This is a genomic window from Bacillus cereus group sp. MYBK15-3, assembly GCF_051916765.1.
Taxonomy (GTDB): Bacteria; Bacillota; Bacilli; order Bacillales; family Bacillaceae_G; genus Bacillus_A; species Bacillus_A cereus.
This window is the reverse complement of record NZ_JBQAHG010000001.1, coordinates 1369243-1386616: the sequence shown is the minus strand read 5'-3', so window position 1 is coordinate 1386616 and position 17374 is coordinate 1369243. Positions and strand designations below refer to the sequence as shown.

Genomic DNA, 17374 nt, shown 5'->3' with positions numbered 1-17374 from the left:
TCCTAAAAAGCATGACAGTTCTTGAGAGTCAGTTTGCTTAACGACTCATTTTATATATACGAACAGTCCTTTGTTATTATGATTATTATACTATGAGTATCATTATACGAAAATAAAAGAAGGTTGTGGGCTTTTTTATAATAATCGAGTAGAAAAAGAGTGGTGGGAGACAATAAAACAGAATTTCTATGTATGATAATTATCGTACGCAGAAAGAATCGCGTGATAATACGGAGGTTATAATGCGAAAATTATTATATTTTATAGCATGCAGTAGTGTTATACTTTTTACTTCACCGAGTGTGTCGGTAGCCCAATATGATGCACCTCTTATGGAAGATGCACTTTATTCTGTTTTATTTCCAAAAATAAATAAAGCAATTGAAAAACAATATGGAAGTTTGAAACCTTATCAATGTCCTAAAATTATTAGTTTAAAAAAAGTGTATAGCGGTACATATTTATTTCAAGCAAGTATTGAAGTGACAAAGTATGAACGTGTTGCTGGGAAAATTGCTCCACCATTTGAGAAGGTAACGATTACATTTAATAACGAAGAAGGCGAATGGGAAGTAACAAAGGTATTAGTAAAGCGCTTACCAGACGATACGAAATTAAACTGCAAAAAAACAATATAAAAAATTGTTTGACAAATAAAATGGTCCTTTGGTATTGTTAATAGCAACAATTAGATGTTTGAAAATTAAATAGACTTACCTCATCTACTCTCAAAGGTAGAGGCCGCGATAGGAAAGAGTAAGCTATGGGAGATTTAATGGAATCTGTGATCATAGGTTGAAAGGGACTATTGCCGAAATATAAGAATAACCATCTTATTCATATATTGGGACTGCATTGAATAAATGTAGTACTGTCATAAGATTTATTTTATGGAGAGCTATTTGGAGATGTTGATGCGGTTTCTTATTTTGAGGAGATAACAACTCGTTTATTTTTTCAATATATATTTTTCCTAATAAGAAACGCGTGTGAACATTGTTCCGCGCGTTTTTTGTCTATCTAAAAGCGTGCTGCAATGAATAGAAGATTGGGGTTATGAGTTTTAGAGGAAATAAGGGAGGAATTTAAATGTATTTACACGGCACAAGCCGAATTAATGGGCAAGGACACTTAGAAATTGGAGGGTGCGATACGACGCAGCTAGCAAAGCAATACGGAACACCACTTTATGTATACGATGAAGAGTCTATCCGAGGAAAATGTCGAGCATTTCATCGTGCTTTTAAAGAAAGTGGTTTCTCTTATCAAGTAGCATATGCAAGCAAGGCGTTCTTGTGCATGGAGATGTGCCGAGTAGCTCGTGAAGAGAGTATGTCATTAGACGTTGTTTCTGGGGGAGAATTATATACTGCGCTCCAAGCAGGATTTCCGGCATCACGTATTCATTTTCATGGAAATAATAAAACAGAAGAAGAAATAGTGATGGCTCTTCAGGCGAATATCGGTTGTTTTGTCGTAGATAACTTCTTTGAATTAGAAGTTTTACACGATTTAGCGATGCAACATGGGAAATTTGTGAACATATTAATTCGTGTAACGCCTGGAGTAGAGGCGCACACACATGAATATATTACAACAGGTCAAGATGATTCGAAATTTGGATTTGGCGTTTCAAACGGTCAAGCGATGCAGGCAATTGGATTTGCTTTACAAAAATCAAATTATAATGTGTTAGGGATCCATTCACATATTGGATCACAAATATTTGAAACAGCTGGTTTTGTTCGAGCGATTGAAGTTCTTCGCCAATTTTTAGAAGAAGTGAGAGAGCAAACAAACTATGTAGTAAAAGTGTTAAATGTAGGCGGAGGATTTGGAATACGTTACACAGAGTCAGATACACCATTAACTCTTGAGACATATGTGCGAGCTGTAACAAGTGCAGTGAGAGAACAATTTACTGTATGTGAATATCCATTGCCAGAAATATGGGTTGAACCAGGCCGTAGCATTGTAGGTGATGCTGGGACAACACTTTATACAGTTGGATCTGTGAAAGATATTCCTGGTATTCGGAAATATGTATCAGTCGATGGTGGAATGACAGATAATTTAAGACCAGCTTTATATAGCGCGCGTTATGAAGCGATGTTAGCGAATCGAGGGAATGATGAGAATGAGGAACTCGTTTCGATTGCCGGGAAATGCTGTGAGAGTGGAGACATGTTGATTTGGGATATTCATTTACCGAAAGTCGCTGCTTCTGATTTACTAGCAGTTTCCTGTACAGGAGCATACGGGTACTCGATGGCGAATAATTACAATCGGATTCGAAGACCAGCCGTTGTCTTTGCAAAAGGCGGAACATCGCAAGTAGTTGTGGAACGTGAAACATATGAAAATATTATTGGGAACGATCGCATACGTATTAAAGAGCTTGTCTAAATAGGAAAAGGAGTTGTTCGTATGGGCAATTCCTTTTTTATAAAATAAAATAATTAAAATATATCGGAAAACTAGGATTGAAAAAAATCAGAATTGTGATAAAATACAAATACAAAGCTTATCAAGAGAAGCGGAGGGAACTGGCCCGAAGAAGCTCGGCAACCTGCTTATAGAAAGCAAGGTGCTAAATCCAGCAAAATGGGATCCATTTTGAAAGATAAGGTAAAATATATTACCGAACAGTCTTTTCGAAATGGGAAAGATTTTTTTTATGAATAAAAAGGGGGGCTGTTTGCGTGAGTGTACGGGAACATTTTGATGAAGTATCCGAGAAGATTGAAGCGATGCTTGCTGATATGAAATATGGTTCAATTACAATTGTTGTGCAAGATGGAAAAGTAATTCAGTTAGAGAAAAGTGAAAAAGTACGTTTAAAGTGAAAAGCGCTGACTAGAAAAACTAGAGGCGGTTTTAACCTATTTTCATTAGGTTAAAACCGTCTTTTTGCTTTTACAGGGGGAAAAAACATGTTGACGTATGAAACGTGGGAAGAAAATGTTGTTTCATTTTCGGAAGAAGACGAAACAAAAGGCGCGCTATCAGTATTAAAGTGGGCTTATGGAGAGTATAAAGATGAAATTGTCTACGCATGTAGCTTTGGGGTGGAAGGTATGGTATTGCTGCACCTTATAAACCAAGTAAATCCATATGCTAAAGTCGTATTTTTGGATACAAATGTTCATTTTCAAGAAACGTATGAATTAATTCGGAAAGTGCGGGAAAGATTTCCTTCATTGAATATTATAGAAAAACAGCCAGAACTTACACTTGATGAACAGACGAAGTTGCATGGTGAAAAACTGTGGGAGAGCAATCCGAATCTTTGTTGTAAGATTAGAAAAATTTTACCTTTAGAAAAATCATTAGTAGTGGAAAAAGCATGGATATCAGGCTTAAGAAGGGAACAATCAGAAACACGTAAGCATACAAAGTTTATAAATCAAGATCATCGTTTTCAATCTATTAAAGTTTGTCCACTCATTCATTGGACGTGGAAAGAAGTTTGGCGATATGTATACAAACATAGCTTGCCGTATAACCCGTTGCATGATATTGGTTATCCAAGTATTGGGTGTGAGAAATGTACGTTACCTGTTGGGGATGGTGGCGATTCAAGAGATGGTAGATGGGCTGGAAAAGTGAAAACTGAATGTGGTCTTCATTACCAATAAGATGAATCTTGAAATAAAGCTAAGAGAGGATATAGAAAAATGAGCATAGTAAACGAATTAGTAAACCGTATAGATGAGGCATATGACGTATCACAAATTGAAAAAGAAATTAAGTTAGACAATATTGCGTTAAGTGATTTAGAACTATTGGCGACAGGTGGATATAGCCCCCTTACTGGTTTTTTAGGGAAGGAAGATTATGATTCAGTCGTAGAAACGCTTCGTTTAGCAAATGGTAGTGTGTGGAGTATACCAATTACATTACCTGTAACAGAAAAAGTCGCAGAAAGCCTGAAAGTTGGAGAGGAAGTAAAGCTTGTCAACAATGGAAATATATATGGTGTCATTCAAATAGAAGATATTTTTGTACCAGATAAAGAAAAAGAAGCGTTACTTGTATATAAAACAACGGATGGGGCTCATCCAGGAGTGGAAAAATTATATGAACGACCAAACGTTTACGTTGGAGGAACTATTATTCTAACAAAACGCTTTGAAAATAATCAATTTCCTTCTTATCATTTAGACCCAATTGAAACGAGGGAAGAATTTAAAAAACGTGGGTGGAAAACAGTGGTCGGGTTTCAAACGAGAAACCCGGTACATCGTGCCCATGAGTATATCCAAAAGTCTGCTCTTGAAATTGTAGATGGTCTCTTTTTAAATCCACTCGTTGGAGAAACGAAATCGGATGATATTCCTGCTGATGTAAGAATGGAAAGCTATGAAGTACTCCTTCAAAACTATTATCCGAAAAATCGTGTCTTTTTAAGTGTATTTCCTGCTGCAATGCGTTACGCAGGACCAAGGGAAGCAATATTTCATGCGTTAGTAAGAAAGAATTTTGGATGTACCCACTTTATTGTAGGGCGTGATCATGCTGGAGTAGGAGATTATTACGGAACATACGAAGCGCAAGAAATTTTCACGAATTTTACGATAGAAGAGTTAGGAATTACACCACTATTCTTTGAACATAGTTTTTACTGCACGAAATGTGAAGCGATGGCTTCAACGAAAACATGTCCGCACGGAAAAGAAGATCATGTTATTTTATCGGGTACAAAAGTAAGAGAATTATTAAGAAACGGTGAGATTCCGCCGAGTACATTTAGTCGTAAAGAAGTAGTGGAAGTACTAATTAAAGGATTGAAAAAAGCAGTAGTAACAGAATAGGGAGAGAACGAGATGGATACGAATATTACTTGGCATACAGCGTCGGTTTCAAAAGATGAGAGAAGAGCGAAGAATGGACATCACAGTTTTGTAATTTGGTTTACTGGTTTATCAGCTTCGGGTAAATCTACAGTAGCGAATGCGGTCGCTCGTAAACTGTTTGAAAAGAATATTGGAAATTATGTGCTGGATGGGGATAACATTCGTCACGGTTTAAATAAAGACTTAGGATTTTCTGAAAGTGATCGCATGGAAAATATAAGACGTATTGGCGAAGTGGCAAAGTTATTTGTAGATCAAGGAACAGTTGTCCTTACAGCATTTATTTCACCATTTCGAGTAGACCGTAAACAAGTAAGAGATTTATTAGCGGCAGATGAATTTATTGAAATTTTTGTGAAGTGTCCGATTGAAGAGTGTGAGAAACGAGATCCGAAAGGGCTTTATAAAAAGGCAAGAAAAGGTGACATTAAGGATTTCACAGGTATTGATTCGCCTTATGAAGAGCCAGCACAAGCGGAATTAATTGTAGAAACGCACAAATATTCTATTGCAGAATGTGCGGAACAAATCGTGAAGTATTTACAAGAGCGTAGTTTTATATAGGGGGATAAACAATGAGTTATGAAAAAGTATGGGCTAACAATGAAAAATTAAATCAGACGGAGAAAAATAAATTAGAAAAAGATGGCTTAGAAATTTTTAATGATATTCCTTACTATGCGGAAAATGGATTCGAATCTATTCCGAAAGAAGAGTGGGATGCCTTTAAATGGGCAGGATTGTATTTACAACGTCCAAAAGAAGCTGGTTATTTTATGATGCGGGTAAATATTCCGTCAGGGATTATTACAAATGCACAGGCAGAAGTGCTTGCTTCTATCGCTGAAGATTATGGACGTGATGTAATAGATATTACGACGAGACAAGCGATTCAGTTTCACTGGTTAGAAATTCAGCAAATTCCAGATATTTTTAATAGATTAGCAAGAGTTGGGTTATCTTCAGCGGGGGCTTGTGGTGATATAACGCGTAATATTACAGGTAATCCGCTTGCTGGCATTGATGCAAATGAATTATTTGATACAACGCATATTGTAAAAGAAGTATACGATTACTTCCAGCACAATGAAGAGTTTTCTAATTTACCACGTAAATTTAAAATGTCTATTAGTTCTAATATTTATAACTCAGCAAACGCAGAGATTAACTGTGTTGCATTTACACCTGCTACGAAAGAAATAGATGGTGAGAAAAAAGTTGGTTTTCATATAAAAGTAGGTGGAGGATTATCAGCCCGTCCGTATTTAGCTGATGAATTAGATGTATTCGTTTTACCAGAAGAAGTGAAGGCGGTGGCGATTGCGATTGCTACTATATTCCGTGATTTTGGATATCGTGAAAAACGTCATTTAGCTCGGTTGAAATTTCTTGTTGCGGACTGGGGAGCAGAGAAATTTAAAGAGAAACTAATAGAGTATACAGGGCCTTTACAAAGTAAAGGGGAAAGTGCACTCAAAGGATGGAATGCAGGCTATTTTTATGGTGTTCAAGACCAAAAACAAGAGGGATTAAAATATGTAGGTTTTAATGTACCGGTAGGTCGTTTACATGCAGAAGAAATGTTTGAGATTGCAAGAATCGCAAAGCAATATGGAAATGGACAAATTCGTACATGTAACTCGCAAAACTTCATTATTCCGAACGTTCCTCCGGAAAATGTAAAAGGATTACTTAGTGAACCGCTGTTTGAAGCGATATCTGCTAGCCCGAAATCATTTATTGGTCATGCGGTTTCATGTACCGGTATTGAATATTGTAATCTTGCACTAGTAGAAACGAAAGAAAGATTACGAAAAATTGCAGAATACTTAGATACACAAATTGCACTCGATGTTCCAGTTCGAATTCATATGGTAGGCTGCCCGAATTCATGTGGTCAACGTCAAATTGCTGACATTGGGTTACAAGGTGTGAAAATGAAAACGAAGGAAAAAGGCATTGTTGAAGCGTTTGAAATATACGTAGGTGGAACATTATTAGATGGCGGTGCCTACAATCAAAAGTTAAAAGGAAAAATAGATGGCGAGGATCTACCTGATGTACTCGCATCATTTATAAGTTATTTCAAAGAGAATAAATTACCAGCTGAAACATTTTATGATTTTGTAGGTCGTGTTGGTGTAGATACATTACAAATAGCGTTAAATAACGTGCTAGAAGAAGTAATAGCGTCTTAGGAGGGACGATATGGATTTATATCGATTTGAAGCTGTGTTAGTAAATAGTATTGTTCCGATTGTTGTTGTTGCTCAAAGTGAAGAACAGGCATTTAAGCTTGCGGAGATTGAGCTTGAAAAGCATTTTTTACCGTTGCCAGAGGTAAAAGAGATTTCTTTGTTTGAAAAAAAGAAGATTCGAAAAGGTGCGGCATTTGTTATCCATGAGTAGAGATCAGTAATACGAAAAAATAAAAACTTCCATTCTTATATACGAATGGAAGTTTCATTTTAATAGAAGAAATGAGGAGAGATGATGGGAAAGGTTTATATTGTTGGAGCGGGTCCTGGCGATCCAGATTTAATTACTGTTAAAGGGTTGAAATGTATTGAGAAGGCAGATGTTATTTTATACGACCGACTTGTGAATAAAGAGCTGCTTTCACACGCAAAGCCTGACGCGGATTTAATTTATTGCGGAAAACTCCCGAATTATCACACGATGAAGCAAGAGACAATTAACACGTTTCTTATTAAGTATGCGAAAAAAGGAAAAGTTGTAACGAGGCTTAAGGGCGGCGATCCATTTGTGTTTGGTAGAGGGGGAGAAGAAGCTGAAGCATTAGCAAAGCAAGGTGTACCATTTGAAATCATTCCTGGTATTTCAGCTGGAATAGCTGCTCCTGCTTATGCGGGCATTCCAGTGACGCACCGTGATGCAAGTGCAAGTTTTGCTATTGTGACTGGGCATAGGAAAGAAGGTGCTGAAGAAGAAGTGAAATGGGAAAGTTTAGCGAAAGGTGTAGAGACTTTAGCGGTATATATGGGGGTTAGTAATTTGCCCTACATATGTGAGCAACTTATGAAGCATGGAAAAGATAAAAGTACGCCAGCTGCTATTATTGAGCAGGGGACGACGTCTATGCAACGCACAGTTGTTGGAACGTTAGGGACAATTGTAGATGTTGCGAAAAAAGAGCAAATTCAAAATCCGAGCATGATTGTAATTGGAGAAGTTGTCCGTTTTAGAGAAAAAATTCATTGGTTTGAGAAGCAGACAGAAAATGCTTATCAAGTAAGTGGAGTGTTGTAAAATGAAAGCCGTTTTATATATATGTCATGGAAGTCGTTTGAAGACAGCGAAAGAAGAGGCGATTCAATTTATTACATCGTGTATGAGCCGTATAGAAGCGACTATTCAAGAAGTTTGTTTTTTAGAGTTAGCGAATCCTTCTATTGAAGATGGTTTTCGTACATGTGTGAAGCGTGGGGCCACAGAGATTATTGCTATCCCTGTTTTTTTATTAGCGGCAGGTCATGTGAAGAAAGATATTCCGTTTGAATTGGTAAAGCTCAAGAATCAATATCCAAATGTTAAAGTGACCTATGGTAATCCGTTTGGTGTATCAGAAACACTTGTTAAATCGGTGTATAGCGGAAGTGGCATCGAACAGGAAGATAAAAATGAAGTGACGTTACTTCTCGTTGCAAGAGGGAGTAGTGATCCTGAAGTATTAAGAGATATAAACTGGATTGCTTCTTTATTTCAAACAAAAGAGAAGGTTAAAAAAGTAGAAGTTTGTTATTTAGCGGCTGCAGAGCCAAAATTTGAGAAGAAGTTAAAGGAAGTTGTAGAACGAAAAGAAAAGAACATCGTTGTACTGCCTTACTTGTTATTTACAGGTTTACTTATGAAACATATTGAGAAAGAAGTGCGCCAATATGAATTGGAAGAGATAAAAATCAGTCCATATTTAGGGAAGAATGAAGCGTTTCAAGATATGTTAATTCAGAAAACGACGGAGTTATTGAAAGGAGATCAGAATGTATCCACTTACAGTGCGAGTTAATGAGAAACGCGTTGTTGTTATTGGCGGGGGAAAAGTTGCAGGATTTAAAATTATTCCTTTACTCAAACAGGGTGCGGATATAGTTGTGATAAGTCCAGAATTAGATGCGAATTTAGTAAAACTTGTGGAAGAAAAGAAAATTCGTTGGTATCAAAGAGAATATGAAAAAAGTGATATTAAAAGTGCTTTTTTAGTTGTTGCAGCGAGTAGTGATTCAATATTAAATGAACAAGTTGCTGAAGATGCCGCCGAGAATCAATTAGTAAATGTTATTACAAATCCGGAAAGTGGTAATGTTCATTTTCCGGCAGCAATTCATCGTGGTTTACTTAATATAGCAGTTTCTACTGGGGGAGCGAGCCCTAAGCTCGCAAAAAAAATTCGAGATGAGATTGCAAATAAATATGATGAGACATATGAATTGTATTTAGATTTTTTATATGAAGTAAGGGTGAAGTTAAAAGATTTACAGTTAGAAAAGAGAGAGCGAAATATATTGCTCCAAGAAGTGTTGAAATCAGTATATGTGCAAAACGAGGGGAAAAGAGAAAGTTTTTTACGAGAATTAGAGGAAAAGGTTTTAAAATAATAAAAGATAAAGTGAGCTTTACAAATATAAAAATATAATTTATAATCACAAGTAACTTCAATAGATAAAATCGATGAGCAAGAAGAGTACGTATATTTGATGCGTTCAGAGAGCTGGGGTTAGGTGGGAGCCCGGTACGATAAAATATACAGAATGGGCTTGCGAGAGGTATGTTGAACATTGTAGTAGGCAACCCGGGTTCCGCCGTTAAAAGGATAGAGTATCGGAATTATTCCTGTACTTGAACAAGTGGGATTTATCAATCCAATTGAGGTGGTACCACGGTATTTATATTACATATATCGTCCTCTACATGCATATTTGCGTGTAGGGGACTTTTTTATTTTCTAAAGGAGGTGTGCGAGTATGAAATGAAAGTGTATAATTAACAAAAGTTTAAATATTCAGAAAAGGAGAATTTATGATGAAAGAAACACAGCAATGGACGTCGAAAATAGGCTTTGTACTCGCAGCAGCCGGAGCCGCAGTAGGTCTTGGTGCGATATGGAAATTTCCATATGTTGCAGGTAATGGCGGGGGAGGCGCATTCTTCCTTGTATTTTTACTATTAACTTTATTTATAGGTATGCCTCTTTTAATAGCGGAGTTTGTTATTGGACGTAGCACGCAAAAAGAGGCGGTTACAGCTTATAAAGTACTAGTGCCAAATAGCAAAGTATATCCTTGGATTGGTCGTATGGGAGTTGTTACTTGTTTTAGTGTACTATCTTTTTATAGTGTTGTAGGTGGATGGATTTTACTTTATTTATATTATAGTGTGACAGGAAGTTTCTGGAATAGAGCAGCTGATTATGGACAATTGTTCGGTGAAACGATTTCAAATCCGTTAAGTGCGATTGGAGCACAATTTATCTTTATGCTTTGTACAATTTTTGTCGTAAGTAAAGGTGTAGAGAAAGGTATAGAAAAGGCAAGTAAGTACATGATGCCGCTATTATTTATTTTATTTATTGCGATTATTGTTCGTGCGTTAACACTCGATGGTGCTTTTGCTGGAGTAGAGTTCTTCTTAAAGCCAGATTTTTCAAAGCTTACAGCAGATACGATTTTATACGCGATGGGACAATCTTTCTTCTCACTAACAGTAGGTGCCTCAGTAATGGTCACGTATAGTTCGTATTTAAAGAAAGAGGAACATTTAGCGAAATCAGCAACATCTATTGTGAGTTTAACTGTTTTTGTTACAGTACTTGCAGGATTAGCAATTTTCCCAGCGATTTTCGCATTAGGAGTAAAACCAACTGAAGGACCAGGATTACTGTTTATCGTCCTTCCAGCAGTATTTGCAAAAATACCATTTGGTCAATTTTTCTTTATTATGTTTTTAATTTTATTCTTCTTTGCGACTTTAACATCAGCAATTTCAATGCTTGAAATTGTAGTAGCATCTGTTGCGAAAGGTAATGAGAAGAAGCGTCCGTCAGCATCATTATTAATCGGTATTCTTATTTTTGCAGTCGGTATTCCATCAGCTTTATCATTTGGGATTATGAGTGACGTGAAAATATTCGGGAAAACATTCTTTGATTTAGTTGACTTTTCGGTAAGTAACGTATTGCTACCGTTAGGAGTACTAGCTATTTCATTATTTGTACCAAATAAAATGAGTAAAGAGTTATTGATGAAAGAATTAGAAGTGACGGAAACGAAGGGGAAAACGTTATTTAACATTTGGTTCTTCTTACTTCGTTATGTTATTCCGGTAACTGTAATAATTGTATTTTTAAATGCGATAGGTGTATTTAAAATGTTTGCATAAAAAAAGGCGGGGATCTCCCGTCTTTTTTTATGTGGATGTTGATGAGTGTAATAAACGATTATATGCTTTATAGGCTGTAGTGACTGCAAGGAATGAACCGATTAAAAATAATACTGAGCCGCCAAATGTAAATATCCGGCCAATATACGTCTCTCTAGCTTCTTCTATTTTTTGTTGTAATTGCGTATTCATATTGATCACCCCGTAAACTATAGGCATTTAGTTATAGTCTATGTAGAATGCCTATATTGTGTGAAGTGTAAATAAAAAACCTCGGTAGGCACCGAGGTTTTTTATAATCCGATATAAGGAGATGGGTCAACTGCGTTTGTCTTGCCGACATTCCATTCTCCAAGATGAAGTTCGAAGTGTAAATGTTGTCCGTATGATTGGCCCGTGTTCCCCATAAATCCAAGCTGATCGCCTTGTTTTACAGTTTGTCCATTCGATACAGAACGGCTATTCATATGAGCATATACTGTCGTATATGTTTTTCCGTTTATACGGTGAGATAAATACACTACGTTTCCGTAACTAGATGATAATTCTGAACGAATAACAACGCCATCTGCAGCGGCGATAATTGGAACCGTTCCCGAAGCAGCGATGTCAATTCCTTTATGGTTATCTAAAGAACGTACACCAAATCCGGAAGTTTTTGATCCAGCTGCTGGTTTGATAAAGCCACCGATGTTTGTATCATGTGGTGTTGGAGCTGCTTGAGTTGCTTGAGCAGATTTAGTAGCTTGTTGTTTGCGGGCCTCTTCTGCCTGGCGGGCTTCTTCCGCTTTACGAGCTTCTTCGGCCCGTTTTTCTTCTTCAATTGCTTTTTGCACAGCTTGACGTTGATTTTCTAAAATGCCTTTGGATTCTTCTAATCCTTCAATCTCTGAATCTACTTTTGCTACTTTCGTATGTAGATCGTTAATAAGAGTTTGTTGCTGTTGTTGGTTATTTTGTAATTCTTGCTGTTTTTGTTCTAGTTTTTGCTCAGATTCTTTCAGTTGTTGTTCTTTTTTCTCAACAGCCTCTTTTTCTGTAGTTACAGCATTTTGATCAGATGTTTGTTTTTTTACAATATCTGTATCGTTGTTTAATATTAAACTTACGGAGTACATATTATCAACAAGATCGGCAATATTTGAAGAATTTGTTAGTACCTCTGTAATGATATTTGTACGAGGTTTTTCTTGCATAGATTGTAATCGTTGTTTAATAACTTCCTGACGTGTATCTATGTTTGTTTGTAATTGTTCTATATGTTTCTTTTTGTCAGCAATTACTTGTTGAGTTTTGCTAATTTCTTTTTTTGTATCGTTTAATTCAGCTTCGTTTTTATTAATAGAAGTAGTTAATTCATCAATTTTCTTCTGTAATTCTTGAATTTCTTTTTCTATTTGTTCTTTCTCGACTGATTTATTTTGTAAATCACTTTGTTTGCCTTCTAATTCAGATTGAATGTTAGATAATTTATCTTGATTTGTTTCAGCGTATACGGGTGAAAGTAACGGGGAAGCAAAAATCGTTCCTGCTGCTAAAACACTAAACGCTGCAAATTTCTTTTTCATAGTTGTCTGACTCCTTTCTCTATGAATGTTATATATCATAAGAAGAAGAGTGTCTATCGTTGTAATCATAATGTAAAGAAAACTTTATAAAATTGCTAAGTTTTGTCGGAATTTATCATTTTTCAACTGTAATTGTCATAGTACATACATTTTATTCATATGTGTAACAAAGGTATATTTTGGAATTAATCTGTAAAATGAAGAAGGAAAGTAATCGTTTTTATGAGGTGAAATATTACTTGGAAAGCTAATAAAACACTAGTGAGGAATCGTTCTCATGTTAGGTTTTCTGACATGGGTCTGCTTTTTGTCAAGAAAATTATTTGTGTTCGGGCAAAGTTATTTTGTTGTCAGATTTAAATTTTTGATTTATGATTTTTAACAGGGACAAAATGTAGTGAATTGTCGAATAATATGTAATACTCTTAATTTCTTAGTTTTATAGAGATAGAATGAGAGATAGAGTGACACATCGAAGAGGGGGTTACAACAAATATGAAAAGAATAGGACTTGCATGGCAAATATTAATAGGGCTTGCGCTTGGTATTGCGGTTGGGGCGATTTTCTTTGATAATCCAGCTGTTGTGAAGTACTTACAACCAATTGGTGATATTTTCATCCGATTAATTAAAATGATCGTTGTACCGATTGTTGTAGCAAGTATTGTTGTTGGGGTTGCTGGTGTTGGTGATGTTAAAAAACTAGGTCGACTAGGCGGAAAAACAATTCTTTACTTTGAAATTATTACAACAATTGCAATTATTGTTGGTCTATTAATAGCGAATATTTTCCAACCAGGAAAAGGCGTAAATATGGAGCAGTTAACAAAGACAGATATTTCGAAATATACACATACGACAGAGCAAGTACAAAGTCATTCATTTGCAGATACGTTTGTAAATATTGTTCCAACGAACATTATGAAGTCATTGGCTGACGGAGATATGCTTGCTATTATCTTCTTCTCTGTACTATTTGGTTTAGGTGTAGCAGCAATTGGTGAAAGAGGAAGACCAGTTCTTCAATTTTTCCAAGGTGTAGCTGACGCAATGTTTTACGTAACAAACCAAGTTATGAAATTTGCACCATTTGGTGTGTTTGCACTAATTGGTGTTACAGTTTCTACATTTGGTCTTGCTTCATTAATTCCATTAGGGAAATTACTAATTGTCGTATATGGGGCAATGATCTTCTTCGTCGTAGTTGTCTTAGGACTTACAGCGAAAATATTTGGAATCAACATTTTCCAATTCTTTAAGATTTTAAAAGACGAGCTGATCTTAGCGTATTCTACAGCAAGCTCAGAAACAGTTTTACCAAAAATCATGGAGAAAATGGAGAAATTCGGTTGTCCGAAAGCAATTACATCTTTCGTTATTCCGACAGGTTATTCATTTAACTTAGATGGATCAACTTTATATCAAGCAATTGCGGCTATTTTCTTAGCGCAAATGTACGGTATTGATTTATCTATTACACAACAAATTACATTATTGCTTGTATTAATGGTTACATCAAAAGGTATCGCAGGTGTACCGGGCGTATCATTCGTTGTATTATTAGCGACACTTGGTACAGTAGGTATTCCACCTGAAGGCTTAGCGTTCATTGCTGGTATTGACCGTATTTTAGATATGGCTCGTACAGCAGTTAACGTTGTAGGAAACTCTTTAGCAGCTGTAGTTATGTCTAAGTGGGAAGGTCAATATGACGCTGAAAAAGGACAAGCTTATTTAAAAGAGATTTCTGAAAAGGGTCAAGCGGCTTAATTATAATATGAACAAGCTCTCACATAATATGTGGGAGCTTTTCTGTATATAGAAGAGGAGCAGACATAATGAAACGAAAATATGGTGACGGTTCTTCGTGGAAGAGACTAATAGAAAAGAGTTATACGGTTAAGCAAGTGGGAGAGGGAATGCTCGGAATACTGGATATAAAAAAGGTGAGAGAGCCTAGTTGTAAAGAATATGATGGTGAAGAACTTTGTATTGCAGCGGATCAGTATACGTGGATTCAATATTTCATAGACGGGAAAAACTTTGCGATTACCGCTATGTTAGATGATCAGAAAAAATTAGTGCAATATTATATAGATGTGGCGAAAGAATATAAAATAGACGATCGTGGTTTACCGTATTTTGATGATTTATATTTAGATGTAGTATTATTACCTAGCGGTAAGGTGTATGTATTAGATGAAGAGGAGCTAGAGTATGCTTATAAAAGTGGCGATGTCACGAAGGAAGAGTATGAGTTGGCTTGGTGTACTACGAAATGGATATTAGCAACAATAAATAATAGTAAATTTTATTGGATTTCAATATTGAAAGAAGAAATAGAAAAGTTGAAATGATTGTTGTATTCAAATTTTTGTATAATTACCAAAAAAATCTATACAAAAAATAATTGACTTTTGTTTTGTAAGCGAGTAAAGTTAGGGAAGAAATTATTATTAAAAAATAAATATGAAACCTTCTTATAAAGAGAGGCGGAGGGACTGGCCCTACGATGCCTCGGCAGCGGACTCGATTTCAGAGTGCTGTGCCAAATCCAGCAAGCGTGTGCTTGAAAGATGAGAAGAGTGTTTCTTATAGATGTATAAGACCTCTTCTCATCGGAAGAGGTCTTTTGTTATTCATTAGAAAAAGGTTGAAACTAGGGAGAGATGGTACTTTGAAAGAAACGAGAGAAAATGGTTTAGCTTTATTACCACTTGGGATATTTTTGGCGCTATTTATTGGTTCTGGAATTATTACAGGTGATTTCTATAAATTGCCGATACTTGTAGCGATTTCAATTGCTGTAGGAGTCGCTTTAGTGATGAATCGTAAAGAAAGTTTTAATGTGAAAGTAGAGCGGTTCGCTAAAGGTGCAGGAAATCCGGATATTATGATTATGGTATTAATTTTTGTGCTTGCAGGTGCATTTTCTGAAACTGCTAAAGGAATGGGCGGAGTAGACTCAACTGTTAATTTAGCGTTAACTATTTTACCGCCAGGATTTATCGTAGCTGGAATCTTTGTTATTGGTGCATTTATTTCATTAGCGATGGGAACTTCAATGGGAACAATTGCAGCATTAGCGCCGATTGCTGTAGGTATTAGTGGTCAAACTGATATCTCAATTGCGCTTGCAATGGCTACTGTTGTTGGCGGAGCGATGTTTGGTGATAATTTATCATTTATTTCAGATACAACAATTGCAGCTGTTCGTTCACAAGGAACAGAAATGAAAGATAAGTTTAAAACGAACTTTTTAATTGTGTTACCAGCGGCTATTATTACAATTGTACTATTAGTAATAGTTACTTCAGGAAGTGACACGCACATTAAAGCACATAACTTTGATTGGATAAAGATTTTACCGTACGCAGGAGTACTTATTACAGCGCTACTTGGCTGGAATGTACTTATTGTATTAACTGGTGGAACTGTACTATCTGGTGTTATCGGTCTTATAGATGGAAGTTACACGTTAGAAAGTTTCTTTAAAAGTGTAACGACTGGAATGGGCGGTATGATGGAGTTAGTATTACTTGCTATATTAATTGGCGGTATGGTTGAATTAATCCAATATAATGGTGGTATTCAATATTTAATGAATGTATTAACACGTAATATTCGTTCGAAAAAAGGAGCGGAATTTGGTATTGCTGGTTTAGTGAGTATGACGAATATGTGTACAGCGAATAATACGATTTCAATTATCTTTACAGGCCCTCTTGCAAAAAATATTGCAGATCAATATGAAATAGACCCTCGTAAATCAGCGAGTGTATTAGATCTTTTCTCATGTTGTGTGCAAGGATTAATTCCGTACGGTGCCCAAATGTTAACGGCAGCAGGATTTGCAGCGTTATCTCCGGTTGAATTGTTGCCATATGCATTTTATCCAATGTTAGTTGGAGTATGTGGGATTGTTTCTATTTTAATTGGGTTTCCAAGGTTTTCGAAAGTAGCTGAGAAAAAAGAGTATCATAAAACAGCTTAATTTAATATGAATGTTAGTAATTAAAAAACGTGCAGAGAATAGATTCTGCGCGTTTTTTTGCGTAAAGGGCTGAATATGACTCGGTCTTAAGTCTGAGTTAAAAACGGTTCTTAAGCTCGTTATGGGAAGATGAAAAATTAGTTAAGATAAGAGTATCAAATCGAAGGGAGGCAAGCACAAGATGAAACAATTTCTAGCGTTTATCGCAGCCGGTATTTTGGCTTTAATTGCTCTTGGTAGTCTTGCTGGTATTGTAGGATTCGCAATCGGAGCAGGAGTTGTATATTGGAGCTATAAATCATTTGTGCGAGCTAAATCATTTTTTGGAAAGTTAGCTTGGGGTATTGTTGGTTTAATCGGTTTATCCATTGCACTTTCTCATTCGCCAGCATTAATCGGTATCGCTGCTTTAGTGGTTTTATACTACGGATACCGTGAGTGGAAAAAAGAAAAAGATGTAGTTGTTGAATCTGCTCCAGAAAGTTCTAAACCATATAGCAACTTTGAAGATGAGTGGAACAAATTAATGAAAAACTAAAACAATAAATCAAATTATAAAT

18 protein-coding genes, 3 riboswitches and 1 other annotated feature are annotated in these 17374 nt (G+C 36.1%); of the genes, 16 read left to right on the top strand and 2 right to left on the bottom strand.

What is annotated here, in order from left to right; genetic code table 11:
* Nucleotides 1-242 precede the first annotated feature (242 nt).
* The 12 genes from ACTFR8_RS07090 to ACTFR8_RS07035 all read left to right on the top strand — a co-directional run bounded on the left by ACTFR8_RS07090 (nucleotide 243) and on the right by ACTFR8_RS07035 (nucleotide 11252).
* Nucleotides 243-638 carry a DUF3888 domain-containing protein gene (locus ACTFR8_RS07090; RefSeq protein ID WP_001228824.1) on the top strand — a complete coding sequence of 132 codons (396 nt, stop codon included), beginning with the start codon at nucleotides 243-245 and terminating at the stop codon, nucleotides 636-638.
* An 89-nt stretch (nucleotides 639-727) separates the two neighbouring features.
* Nucleotides 728-909, top strand: a riboswitch (Lysine riboswitch).
* A 180-nt stretch (nucleotides 910-1089) separates the two neighbouring features.
* The gene (gene lysA, locus ACTFR8_RS07085) at nucleotides 1090-2406 is read left to right on the top strand and encodes a diaminopimelate decarboxylase (RefSeq protein WP_000280677.1); all 1317 of its coding nucleotides are present in this window, start codon (nucleotides 1090-1092) and stop codon (nucleotides 2404-2406) included.
* A gap of 115 nt (nucleotides 2407-2521) precedes the next feature.
* Nucleotides 2522-2630, top strand: a riboswitch (SAM riboswitch).
* A gap of 72 nt (nucleotides 2631-2702) precedes the next feature.
* Nucleotides 2703-2846, top strand: a complete 144-nt coding sequence (locus tag ACTFR8_RS07080; protein WP_000116158.1) for a YezD family protein — start codon at nucleotides 2703-2705, stop codon at nucleotides 2844-2846.
* 87 nt (nucleotides 2847-2933) lie between these two features.
* The gene (locus ACTFR8_RS07075) at nucleotides 2934-3638 is read left to right on the top strand and encodes a phosphoadenylyl-sulfate reductase (protein WP_000959011.1); all 705 of its coding nucleotides are present in this window, start codon (nucleotides 2934-2936) and stop codon (nucleotides 3636-3638) included.
* Nucleotides 3639-3677: 39 nt separating this feature from the next.
* Complete coding sequence (gene sat, locus ACTFR8_RS07070) at nucleotides 3678-4814, top strand: sulfate adenylyltransferase (protein WP_000029484.1); 1137 nt, start codon at nucleotides 3678-3680, stop codon at nucleotides 4812-4814.
* A gap of 12 nt (nucleotides 4815-4826) precedes the next feature.
* Nucleotides 4827-5420 carry an adenylyl-sulfate kinase gene (gene cysC, locus ACTFR8_RS07065; RefSeq protein ID WP_000380492.1) on the top strand — a complete coding sequence of 198 codons (594 nt, stop codon included), beginning with the start codon at nucleotides 4827-4829 and terminating at the stop codon, nucleotides 5418-5420.
* Between the two features lie 11 nt (nucleotides 5421-5431).
* The gene (locus ACTFR8_RS07060; RefSeq protein ID WP_000119614.1) at nucleotides 5432-7054 is read left to right on the top strand and encodes a nitrite/sulfite reductase; all 1623 of its coding nucleotides are present in this window, start codon (nucleotides 5432-5434) and stop codon (nucleotides 7052-7054) included.
* Between the two features lie 10 nt (nucleotides 7055-7064).
* Nucleotides 7065-7265: a DUF3906 family protein gene (locus tag ACTFR8_RS07055; RefSeq protein WP_000366913.1), complete on the top strand. Its 201-nt coding sequence runs from the start codon at nucleotides 7065-7067 to the stop codon at nucleotides 7263-7265.
* 84 nt (nucleotides 7266-7349) lie between these two features.
* Nucleotides 7350-8126: a uroporphyrinogen-III C-methyltransferase gene (gene cobA / locus ACTFR8_RS07050; protein WP_000521255.1), complete on the top strand. Its 777-nt coding sequence runs from the start codon at nucleotides 7350-7352 to the stop codon at nucleotides 8124-8126.
* Nucleotide 8127: 1 nt separating this feature from the next.
* The gene (locus ACTFR8_RS07045; protein ID WP_000648891.1) at nucleotides 8128-8883 is read left to right on the top strand and encodes a sirohydrochlorin chelatase; all 756 of its coding nucleotides are present in this window, start codon (nucleotides 8128-8130) and stop codon (nucleotides 8881-8883) included.
* Nucleotides 8858-9472 (top strand): NAD(P)-binding protein, encoded by a 615-nt coding sequence (locus tag ACTFR8_RS07040; RefSeq protein ID WP_000283358.1) that lies wholly within the window; start codon nucleotides 8858-8860, stop codon nucleotides 9470-9472. The genes ACTFR8_RS07045 and ACTFR8_RS07040 overlap by 26 nt, the downstream gene beginning before the upstream one ends.
* A 64-nt stretch (nucleotides 9473-9536) precedes the next feature.
* Nucleotides 9537-9785: a binding site (T-box leader), on the top strand.
* Between the two features lie 111 nt (nucleotides 9786-9896).
* The gene (locus ACTFR8_RS07035; RefSeq protein WP_000665441.1) at nucleotides 9897-11252 is read left to right on the top strand and encodes a sodium-dependent transporter; all 1356 of its coding nucleotides are present in this window, start codon (nucleotides 9897-9899) and stop codon (nucleotides 11250-11252) included.
* 27 nt (nucleotides 11253-11279) lie between these two features.
* On the opposite strand, the gene ACTFR8_RS07030 is transcribed toward ACTFR8_RS07035, so the two are convergent.
* Nucleotides 11280-11444 carry a hypothetical protein gene (locus tag ACTFR8_RS07030; protein WP_001096002.1) on the bottom strand — a complete coding sequence of 55 codons (165 nt, stop codon included), beginning with the start codon at nucleotides 11442-11444 and terminating at the stop codon, nucleotides 11280-11282.
* 101 nt (nucleotides 11445-11545) lie between these two features.
* The gene (locus ACTFR8_RS07025; protein WP_000726081.1) at nucleotides 11546-12820 is read right to left on the bottom strand and encodes a murein hydrolase activator EnvC family protein; all 1275 of its coding nucleotides are present in this window, start codon (nucleotides 12818-12820) and stop codon (nucleotides 11546-11548) included.
* A gap of 495 nt (nucleotides 12821-13315) precedes the next feature.
* Between ACTFR8_RS07025 and gltP the strand changes: the two genes are divergently transcribed.
* The 4 genes from gltP to ACTFR8_RS07005 all read left to right on the top strand — a co-directional run bounded on the left by gltP (nucleotide 13316) and on the right by ACTFR8_RS07005 (nucleotide 17352).
* A complete protein-coding gene (gene gltP / locus ACTFR8_RS07020; protein ID WP_000821130.1) occupies nucleotides 13316-14590 on the top strand; it encodes a glutamate/aspartate:proton symporter GltP in 1275 nt (424 codons plus the stop codon).
* Between the two features lie 68 nt (nucleotides 14591-14658).
* Nucleotides 14659-15177, top strand: a complete 519-nt coding sequence (locus ACTFR8_RS07015; RefSeq protein WP_000824670.1) for a DUF402 domain-containing protein — start codon at nucleotides 14659-14661, stop codon at nucleotides 15175-15177.
* A gap of 120 nt (nucleotides 15178-15297) precedes the next feature.
* A riboswitch (SAM riboswitch) is annotated at nucleotides 15298-15403 on the top strand.
* A 94-nt stretch (nucleotides 15404-15497) separates the two neighbouring features.
* Nucleotides 15498-16814 (top strand): Na+/H+ antiporter NhaC family protein, encoded by a 1317-nt coding sequence (locus ACTFR8_RS07010; RefSeq protein WP_000665465.1) that lies wholly within the window; start codon nucleotides 15498-15500, stop codon nucleotides 16812-16814.
* 181 nt (nucleotides 16815-16995) lie between these two features.
* Nucleotides 16996-17352 (top strand): lmo0954 family membrane protein, encoded by a 357-nt coding sequence (locus ACTFR8_RS07005; RefSeq protein ID WP_000808640.1) that lies wholly within the window; start codon nucleotides 16996-16998, stop codon nucleotides 17350-17352.
* The last annotated feature ends 22 nt before the right edge of the window (nucleotides 17353-17374 follow it).